Raw genomic sequence first — 9,117 nt, forward strand, 5'->3', positions numbered from 1 at the left:
CGCCACGGGCGGAGCGGGTCAGCGCCGGCGGATCACGAAGGCGTCCGGCATCCGGAAGGTGAGGTTGTCCGGGCACCACGGTGGACGTACCACGGTCACCCCGTCGAGCAGCGGGGCCGCCTCGGCCACCACCACCGCCGCCTCCATCCGGGCCAGTTGCGCGCCGACGCAGCGGTGCGCGCCCGCCCCGAACGCCAGGTGCCGGCGCGACCCGCGCTGTCCGGGTCGGAACGCGTCCGGCGTGGCCACCACCGCCGGGTCGCGTCCGGCGCGGGCCAGCCAGAGCACCACGCTGGTGCCCGCCGCCACCGCGGTCCCGCCCAGCGTGGTGTCCACCGCGGCCACCCGCCGCCAGGTCACGATCGGCGGTTCCAGTCGCAGCCCCTCCTCGACCACGTCGGCGACCGCGACGGTGCCCGCGCGCAGCCCGGCGCGGACCTCCGGCTCGCCGGTGAGCCGGTGCAGCAGCAGGGTGAGGAACTGCGAGGTGGTCTCCTGGCCGGCGACCAGCAGGAAGAACAGCGCGCCGACCACCACGTCGGGGGAGTGCCCGGCGGCCCGCAGCGACGCGGCCAGCCCACCCCCGGTGGCGGCGAAGTCCCGCAGCACGGTGTGGAACCGGCCCACCTCGGTGGCGAGGGCCTGCTGCCGGTCGGCGTCCAGCGGTGCCCAGAACAGCTCCAGCGCGGCCCGGGCGAACTCCTTGACCGTGCCGACCGGGGCGTCCGGCAGCGCCACGAGGCGGGCCAGCGCCAGCAGTGGGAGGTCGGCGGCGAGGGTGGCGTACAGGTCGACCGGCTCGCCGGCGTCCAGCGCGTCGGCCAGCCGCGCCACCCGACCGCGGACCAGGTCGGCCAGCCAGGGTTGCAGGGCGGCCACCCGGTCCGGGTGCAGCGCCTCGGCGACGATGCCCCGGATCTGCGGGTGACTGGGCCCCGAGTTGTTGGCCAGGGTCGGCGGCAACCGGAAGCGGTGCCGGGCGAGGATCCGCAGGGCCGCCACCGGCATCGGGGTCACCGCGTCCAGGGCGTTCTCCGGCCGCCAGGTGGTCGGGTCGGCGAGGACCTGCCGGACCAGCGCGTGCCGGGTCACCACGAGATGGTCGACCCCGACGTGGTCGGCGACGGTGGCCACGTCGGGCCACCGTTCGTCGACGGACTCGTCCCAGCTCCGGAACAGCACGCCGACACGCTAACGGGCGGCTCCGGGCAGGGCCGCGTTCAGCTCCCAGACGGTGGTGCGCTTCACCCGTACGCTCTCCAGCGCCTCGGACACGGGGACCTCGTAGGCGGCCAGCTCGTTGAACCGCTCCCGGGGCAGGAAGGCCCGGCCCGGGTCGCCGACCAGCACCCGGGCGCCGGCGCGGGCCGCCCGCAGCAGGAAGCGCAGCATCCGCCGCGCCATCGCCTCGCTGTAGAAGACGTCGCCCGCGAGCACGACCTCGGCGTCGCCGGCGTCGCCGTCGAGGATGTCGCCCAGCTCCGCGTCGACGCGTACCCCGTTGGCCTCGGCGTTGAGCGTGACCGCCGCGACGGCCCGCTCGTCGACCTCGACGGCGCGGACCGCGGCGGCGCCGGCGCGGGCGGCGGCGATCGCGACCAGGCCGGAGCCCGAGGCCAGGTCGAGCACCCGGCGGCCGGCGACCAGCTCCGGGTGGTCGGTGACGTACCGGGCCAGCCCCTGCCCACCGGCCCAGGCGAAGGCCCAGAACGGGGGCGGCTGGGCGCTGCGGAACTCGCCCTCGGTCAGCTCCCAGAGCCCGATCGGCTCGTCGGCCTGATGCAGCCGCACCTCGGGGACGAAGGCGACCGGGGTGAGCCGGGCGTGCAGCCGGACGAAGGCCGCGGAGAGGTCGGGCATCCGAGGATTCTCCCCCGGCCGGGCGGACCGGCGTGTCGCGGGTCGACCGTGATCGGTTCACCACTGTCGGTGATAACCGGCCCCGGACTTCACGATCTACGCGAACACGCCCGTCTACCGGCTTCCCCTGCCCGCTCATAGCGTGGCGGGTGGACAGGACCGACGAAAGGACGAGGCGGTGGTGACGGTGTGGCGGAAGGCGCTGCGGGTCGGGGTGGTGCTGGCCTGCCTGTCGGGGACAGGGCTGGCGGCGCCCGTGCCGGCGTCGGCGGCGCCCGGCTTCGCCACCGAGCTGAGCGGCCTGCCCGAGGAGTTCACCGCGGGCGACCAGGTGCGGACGGTCTCCGCGGTGGTGTCCCGCGACAGCGGGCGCGGGTGTGTGAAGGTCCGCTGGTCGATGGTGCTCACCGTCGCCGGCGGCCTCCGGCTGGACCAGGTGAAGATGGACCGGGTCGAGGAGTCCGGCTCCTTCCCGCTGGAGATCCGCGCGGAGGGAGCCGTCGCCCGGCTCACCGACCGGCAGCTCGACCCCGGCACCCTCTGCCCGGACCGCACGGTCACCGCCCGCTACCGGGTGGCCTTCGCCGAGGACGTCACCCGGGGACGGTTGACCCTCGCCGCCGAGGCGTACGACGCCGGGCTGCGGCTGCTCGCCAGCCGGACGGCGACCCGGGAGGTGGTGGGTCTCGCGACGGCGGACATCCCGACCCCGGAGCCGTCCGGGTCGACGGTGCCGGCCGAGCCGACGGTGGAGCCGACGGAGGAGGTGGCCGTCCCGACCGAGGAGGCGGTGGCCGAGGTGCCGCCGCCGGCCACGGCCAACCGGGCGGCGTCCCGCCCTGGTGGCTTCGGCCTGGTCCAGGCCGCCTTCCTGCTCGGCGGGCTGCTGCTCTTCCTCGGCGTGGGGCTGCTGCTGCGGCTGCGGCAGCTCACCCGAACGGCCGACGGGGCGCCGGAGGGCGGGCGGCCGTTCGAACGCCGGCCGGGCCGCTGGACGCAGGCTCGGCGCTGATCGGGGCCGCCGGGGTCGGGCGGCGGACCGCCCGACCCCGGCGGGGGTCACTTCGAGAACACCTGGAACTCGGCGATCCGGACCTGGTCACGGGCCGGGCTGTTGGTCGCGCAGTCGGTGCTGGTCGCCGGGTCGTCGTCCTGCTCACCGGCGTACGCCGGGCCACCGGTGCACTGGCTGGTCAGCACCTCCAGACGCAGGTGCGTGGCGAGCGTCGTCGGCACCGGGAACGAGCGCAGGTTGATGTCCCGGATGTACGCCCGGTACTTCCCACCCGGGAACGCGTCGGCGGCGCTGGTGTGGATCCGTTCCCAGCGGGCCGGGTCGGCGCAGTCGGTGGTCTTCGCGTTGCAGGCGAGCACGGCGAACGAGCGCAGGGCGCTCAGCGCGTTCTGCCCGCCCGCGTCGGCGTCCCCGGTGATCGCCGGGCGGAGCATGGCGCTCACGTTGACCCGCTTGACCACCTGGGGCGCGTCGCCGGGCAGCGCCACGGTCACCCCCTTGCCGGCCACCCCGGTCAGCGACGCCCAGTTGGTGGCCTCGGTGTCGTCGCCGATCCGGTCCAGGTTGACCCCGTCGCCGGTGATGGTGGCGCCGGAGGCGGTGGAGGCCAGGTTGCGGCTCAGCCGCAGGTCGACGTACCCCTCCCGACCGGCCTCGGCGACCACGCTGAGCCGCTGGTGGCCGAAGCCGGGCGCGACCGCCAGCAGCTGGTACGTCCCGGCGACCGCCTCGAAGGTGTCCGGCAGCGGGGTGGCCGGGTCGGTGTCGGCGATCGGGGTGGCCCGGGCCTCGTAGGCGCCGACGTAGAGCCGGATCGGCGCCTCGGCGCTGTCGCCCTTCGGGCGCAGGGTGAGGGTGGCGTTGCCGCCGGCCGGGCTGGCGAAGCTGGGCGTCGGGTCGGTGTCGGTGGCGCCGTTGGTGGCGGCGTCCCGGCCCATCCCGGAGCGGGCGAACTCGGCCCAGATCAGCTCCTGGTTGGCCCCGCCGAAGCGGAGCAGGTCGGCGGTGAGCAGGTTGTCCCGCATGTCGAGCATGCTGACCTGGCTGGCGGCCTGGAGCAGGAACGAGTCGAAGACCAGCTGCGCCCAGCGCCGGTTGCCCGGGCACTGCTCCGCCGCGACCTTGCCCTGCGCGCAGGCCAGCTGCCGCTGCGGGGTGCCCAGGCCGTACCGCTTGACCAGGGCGGAGCGGATCCGGAAGTTGGTGGCGCTCCAGATCTCGCCGTCGGCGTGCACGGCCGGGCCGGCGGTGTTGTAGCCGACGTCGGAGTAGTTGAGCGGGCTGCGGCTGAAGTCGTGGTTGCGAATGCCGCTGACCAGGTTGCCGGTGACGTACCCGCCGGTGACGAAGGGCGTCTCGCCGGGGGCCCGCAGGCCGTGCTCGTAGAGGTACTCCGCGGCGAGCAGGTCGCTCCACGACTCGCCCATGGCGCCGCCCTGGTGGCCGCCGATGCCGCTGTCCGGGCCGGCGATCATCCGGTTGGTGATGGCGTGGGTGTACTCGTGCCCGATCACCGTCATGTCGTAGTCGCCGTCCACGCACGGCGGGTACGGTCCGCCGGCCTGCGGCTGCCAGAGGTACATGTTGGTGGTCGGCGGGAGGCCGTCGCGGGGCGTGCCCTGGTTGGCGTTGTTGCGGTTGCCGCTGAGCGCGCCCTGCTGGGCCCGCCCCTGCTCGGCGTCGCCGCCGAGGCCGGCGGGGGTGAGGTTGACCGCCTGGAGGTTCCAGGTCGCCTCGGTGAAGCCCAGGTGCCAGGCCCAGTCGTGCATCCGGTTGTGCATGGCGAAGAGGTTCGCCACGGCGGCGTCGGCGTCGTTGCGCTGGGCGGAGGTGAAGACCGCCGGGTTGCAGCGCGCCTGGTGCCACTGGTCGGTGAAGGGGTACTCGTAGCGGCGCTCCGGGCTGGCCGGGGCGGGGAGCATCGGGCTGCCCGCGCCCCAGGAGACGACGGTGTTGGCGGAGTTGCCGCGGGTGGTGGTGGTCGTCGTGCCGGTGGCCGCGTCGACGTCCCAGGGCTGGCCGGTGGCCGGGTCACGGAAGGCGGCGGCGCAGCCGGGCGCGGGATCGCCGCACCAGCGCACCCGCTCATCGGTCCCGGGGGCGGCTCCGGTGGGTGGGGTGGCGGGGTAGACCGCCCAGCTCGGGTTGTCCGAGTCGAAGTCGACCAGGTCCTCCCGGACCAGCACCTTCCCGGTGATCCCGTCGACGTAGGTGGTGAAGGCGGTCGGGTGGTCGCTCTCCGATCCGATCAGGCTCACCTCGTAGGCGGCCCGGTTGCCGTCGAGCGGGGTGGGCACGGCGACCGGCCGGACGGTGTGCCGGGCCACCTCGGCGGCGGCCAGGCCGGCGTCGGCGAGGGCGGCGGCGTACGCCTGCTCGTCGGTGAGGGTGGCCGGGGCCGGCGCCGAGGTGTCCCGGGTCAGCGAGGAGCTGACCGAGAGCACCGCGCGGTCGGCGACCGCCACGGTGACCAGGCCGTCGTGCCCGGCGGGCAGGTCGCCGAAGCGCTGCCGCAGGGTGACCACCGCGCCGTCGCCGATCGGGCGGACGAGCACCCGGTCCATGGCGGCGACGGCCGCCTCGTCGAGGCCGAACAGGTCCCGGTTGTCGGTCAGGTAGCGCCGGGCGGCCGCTTCCGGGTCCGCCGGCAGGCCGGTGGCGAGCGGGGTACGGGTGGGGCCGAGCGCGTGCGGGGTGCCGAGCCGGTTCCACCGTACGCCGCTGTCGAGCCGGCGGGCGGTGCCGCGCTGGCGGGCGTCGGGCGCGGCCGTGCCGGCGCGGTTGTCGACGTCGGCGGCCTCGTGGTGGCCGTCGGCGAACGGGCCGGAGCGGCCCGGTGGCGTGGCCGACGCGTCGCCCGGCGCGGCGGCGGCGTTGGTGCCGCCGGGCAGCAGGGCGGCGACCACGGCGGCGGTCGCCAGTACGGGGACGAGCCGGGGTCGGCGCCGGCTCGTCGGTGCTGTCCACTCCGGTCTGGGCACGGGACCTCCTCGTGGGAGCGAGGGCCGGCGCGACGCCGGCCCGGGCAGGCGTGGTTACGCATGCGCATCTGTGAATACCAGCCGCGCCCGGGCCGCACAAGGTCGTCGGTGACGGTGGGTGTCTCGGAAGTGACGTTCGGCGCTGATTTCGCTTTACAAAAGCTCACCTCTTGTAAAATGACGTGACCGGTGCCACAGTCGAGGGCAGACACGAGATCGGAGGTTGGCATGGCCATCGGCACCGATGCGACGGTTTCTCCCGGCACCTGGCGCGACCTGCGCAAACCGCTCTGGCCGCTGGCCCTGCTCGTCCCGGTGCTGCCCTTCCTGGGCTGGCTGGGCTGGCGGGCCACCGGCGGCGCGTGGGCGTGGTGGCTCACCCCGGCGGTGGTCTTCGGGCTCATCCCGGCGATCGACCTGCTCATCGGCGACGACCGCCACAACCCGCCCGAGGAGGAGGTGCCCCGGCTCCAGGCCGACGGCTACTACCGCTGGCTCACCTACCTCTACCTGCCCGCCCAGTACGCCGCGCTGGTCCTCTGCTGCGCGGTGTGGGCCCGGGGTGACCTTTCCTGGGTCGGCGCGGCCGGGCTGGTGGCCACCGTCGGCGTGGTCAACGGCATCGCCATCAACACCGCCCACGAGCTGGGACACAAGCGGGAGACGGCGGAGCGCTGGCTCTCCAAGGTGGCCCTGGCGCCCACCGCGTACGGGCACTTCTACGTCGAGCACAACCGGGGCCACCACACCCGGGTCGCCACCCCGGAGGATCCGGCCAGCTCACGGCTCGGGGAGAGCTTCTGGGCGTTCTGGCCGCGTACCGTCTGGGGCAGCCTGCGGTCGGCGTGGCGGCTGGAGACCGGCCGGTTCCGCCTCCGCGGCCGGAGCCCGTGGACGCACCGCAACGACATCCTCAACGCCTGGGCGATGACGGTGGTCCTCTTCGGCGTGCTGGTGATCGCCTTCGGTCCGGTGGTGCTGCCCTTCCTGCTGCTCCAGGCGGTGGTCGGCTTCTCCCTGCTCGAGGTGGTCAACTACCTGGAGCACTACGGGCTGGCCCGGCAGCGCAACGCCGCCGGCCGTTACGAGAAGGTCGACCCGCGGCACAGCTGGAACAGCGACCGGACCGTCACCAACGTCTTCCTCTTCCAGCTCCAGCGGCACAGCGACCACCACGCCAACCCGCTGCGCCGCTACCAAACCCTGCGCAGCTTCGACGTCTCACCACGGCTGCCGGCCGGCTACGCCACGATGGTCGTCGTCGCGCTGGTGCCGCCGCTGTGGCGGCGGGTGATGGACCACCGGGTGATCGCCCACTACGGCGGCGACCTCGACCTGGCCAACGTCCACCCGTCGGCCCTGCGCCGGCTGCGGGAGCGCCAGCGCCGTCGCCCCGCGGCCACCCAGGGGTACGCACGCTGACCCCACCCCGGACACGCCGGCCGGACGCCACGCCCCCACAGGGCGTCCGGCCGGCGTTCGTGGGTCAGGCCGGTGGGGCCCAGTCCGGGTCGCGGCCGAACGCGGCGATCAACCGGTCCTGCGGGTCGGCGTCGGCCGGCGCGTGGACTCCGGTCCGGACCAGGTCCGCCTGCTGGTAGTCGGAGATCCGCCCGGCGAACCAGCGGGCGCAGACGTCGACCGCGTCGGCGTCCAGCCGCGGGTCCGCGCCGATCGCCACCGCCAGGTCCCAGCCGTGTACGAGGTGCTCGGCGAGGAGCTGGTGCAGGTACTCCGCCGCCGGGGTCTCACCGGCGGAGAGGTGGACCGTGCGGTCCAGCGCGCCGGGGTGGTTCGCCGCCACCTCGGCCTGCCCCGCGGCCTGCCGGGCGGCCTCGGCCGGGTCGTCGCCGAGCTGGTCGCCGTCGAACCGGTCACCGACCTCCGCGATGGTCCGACCGGCGAGCAGCGGCACCGTCCACCGGTCCTCGGTCACCACGTGGTTGACCAGCGTCCGCACGTCCCAGTCGGGGCAGGGCGTCGGGTCCGACCACTGCGCCGGCGCGACCTGCTCCACCCGGTCGGTGAACTCGGTCAGACTGCGTCGGTAGGCCTCCAGCAGGTCCATGCCGCCGATTGTTCCGGCTGCTCGTGCCGGCCCGCGCGGTTTTGCCCGGGGCGGGTCAGTCGAGTTGGGCGGGGTCGAGACCGAGCTCCCGGGCGGTGGCCAGGCGGATCCACTCGGCGAACTGGCGCCGCGAGATCACCCGGTCGTGCACCGCCAGCTGGACGGCCAGGCCGTCCATCACCGCGTTGATCCGCCAGGCGGCGCCCGCCGGGTCGGCGCACTCGAAGGTGCCGTCGGCCACCCCGTCGGCGATGACCTCGGCCAGCTCCTGCCGCCAGCGCAGGTCCAGCCGGCGGGAGACCTTCTCCACCTCCGGGGTGCGCAGCGACTCCGACCAGCCGTCGATCCACATGGACCAGGGGGTCGACCGCCCGGCGGGGGTGTAGAGGCGCAGCATCCGGCGTAGCTTGGTCAGCGGCGGCGCGGAGGACCGGACCACCGTGTCGAGCCGGGCGAGGTCCTGCTCCGCCGCGTAGGCGAACGCCTGCGCGAGCAGCCGTTCCTTGGTGGCGAAGTGGTAGAAGACCAGGGCCTGGCTCACCCCGGCGGCCTGGGCCACGTCGGCCGTCCGGGTGTTGGCGAGTCCGCGCTCGACGATCACGTCGCAGGCCGTGCGGAGGAGGGAATCCAGGCGGACATCCGCGGCACGTCTCGTCACGCCGTTACGGTAACCCACGGGTGCGACCACAGCGGGTGACGGAGCCGGCCGGTGGGGGCGTCCGACGGTCGGAAGCCGGACAGCCCTTCTCCGGCGCGTCGGCTGTGGCGACGCGCCGGCCGCTCCTCCGTCCGGGCGCGCGCCCAGGAGTCCAGGTCAGGCTCCTAGGAAGCTTGAGCGGATGTGGCGCCCGCCGCGCCGACGACGCCCCCGATTTGGCAACCGCCCGGCGGCTCGGCTAAAGTTCTCATCCGTCGACCGGGAACGCCGGATGACAAGCGGACGTAGCGCAGCTGGTAGCGCATCACCTTGCCAAGGTGAGGGTCGCGGGTTCGAATCCCGTCGTCCGCTCGGAGATGCCGCCACGCATGACGGGGGCAACCTCGGTGGGGTGGCCGAGAGGCGAGGCAACGGCCTGCAAAGCCGTGTACGCGGGTTCAAATCCCGTCCCCACCTCGGTAACAAAGAGCTAGGGCGATTGGCGCAGTGGGAGCGCGCTTCCTTGACACGGAAGAGGTCACTGGTTCAAACCCAG

At 74.4% G+C, this 9,117-nt stretch carries 7 protein-coding genes and 2 tRNA genes; 4 read left to right on the forward strand and 5 right to left on the reverse strand.

The features are described from left to right. Positions 1–18 precede the first annotated feature (18 nt). Both V6U79_RS21125 and V6U79_RS21130 read right to left on the reverse strand, forming a co-directional pair. Positions 19–1,182, reverse strand: a complete 1,164-nt coding sequence (locus V6U79_RS21125) for a cytochrome P450 (RefSeq protein ID WP_334615562.1) — start codon at positions 1,180–1,182, stop codon at positions 19–21. 9 nt (positions 1,183–1,191) lie between these two features. Next, on the reverse strand, positions 1,192–1,860 hold the full coding sequence (locus V6U79_RS21130) for a class I SAM-dependent methyltransferase (RefSeq protein WP_334533641.1): 669 nt from the start codon (positions 1,858–1,860) through the stop codon (positions 1,192–1,194). A gap of 181 nt (positions 1,861–2,041) precedes the next feature. Here V6U79_RS21130 and V6U79_RS21135 point away from each other — a divergent pair, with 181 nt between their 5' ends. After that, positions 2,042–2,872: a hypothetical protein gene (locus V6U79_RS21135; RefSeq protein ID WP_334615563.1), complete on the forward strand. Its 831-nt coding sequence runs from the start codon at positions 2,042–2,044 to the stop codon at positions 2,870–2,872. A 47-nt stretch (positions 2,873–2,919) separates the two neighbouring features. Here V6U79_RS21135 and V6U79_RS21140 read toward each other — a convergent pair whose 3' ends face one another. Next, complete coding sequence (locus V6U79_RS21140; protein WP_334615564.1) at positions 2,920–5,856, reverse strand: M36 family metallopeptidase; 2,937 nt, start codon at positions 5,854–5,856, stop codon at positions 2,920–2,922. A gap of 228 nt (positions 5,857–6,084) precedes the next feature. On the opposite strand from V6U79_RS21140, the gene V6U79_RS21145 reads away from it, so the two are divergent. Beyond that, a complete protein-coding gene (locus tag V6U79_RS21145) occupies positions 6,085–7,278 on the forward strand; it encodes an alkane 1-monooxygenase (protein WP_334615565.1) in 1,194 nt (397 codons plus the stop codon). A gap of 64 nt (positions 7,279–7,342) precedes the next feature. On the opposite strand, the gene V6U79_RS21150 is transcribed toward V6U79_RS21145, so the two are convergent. Further along, positions 7,343–7,924, reverse strand: a complete 582-nt coding sequence (locus V6U79_RS21150) for a TIGR03086 family metal-binding protein (protein ID WP_334533629.1) — start codon at positions 7,922–7,924, stop codon at positions 7,343–7,345. A 55-nt stretch (positions 7,925–7,979) separates the two neighbouring features. Continuing rightward, on the reverse strand, positions 7,980–8,582 hold the full coding sequence (locus tag V6U79_RS21155) for a TetR/AcrR family transcriptional regulator (protein ID WP_334615566.1): 603 nt from the start codon (positions 8,580–8,582) through the stop codon (positions 7,980–7,982). Positions 8,583–8,860: 278 nt separating this feature from the next. Between V6U79_RS21155 and V6U79_RS21160 the strand changes: the two genes are divergently transcribed. Next, positions 8,861–8,933, forward strand: a tRNA-Gly gene (locus V6U79_RS21160). Between the two features lie 34 nt (positions 8,934–8,967). Continuing rightward, positions 8,968–9,038, forward strand: a tRNA-Cys gene (locus V6U79_RS21165). The last annotated feature ends 79 nt before the right edge of the window (positions 9,039–9,117 follow it).

The sequence above is a fragment of the Micromonospora psammae genome (genome assembly GCF_036902725.1).
In the GTDB taxonomy this organism is placed as follows: domain Bacteria; phylum Actinomycetota; class Actinomycetes; order Mycobacteriales; family Micromonosporaceae; genus Micromonospora.

Bases quoted from the DNA above. Each gene is read 5' to 3' on its own strand.
- V6U79_RS21130 (WP_334533641.1), bottom strand. From the start codon at position 1,860: ATGCCCGACCTCTCCGCGGCCTTCGTCCGGCTGCACGCCCGGCTCACC.
- V6U79_RS21145 (WP_334615565.1), top strand. From the start codon at position 6,085: ATGGCCATCGGCACCGATGCGACGGTTTCTCCCGGCACCTGGCGCGAC.
- V6U79_RS21150 (WP_334533629.1), bottom strand. From the start codon at position 7,924: ATGGACCTGCTGGAGGCCTACCGACGCAGTCTGACCGAGTTCACCGAC.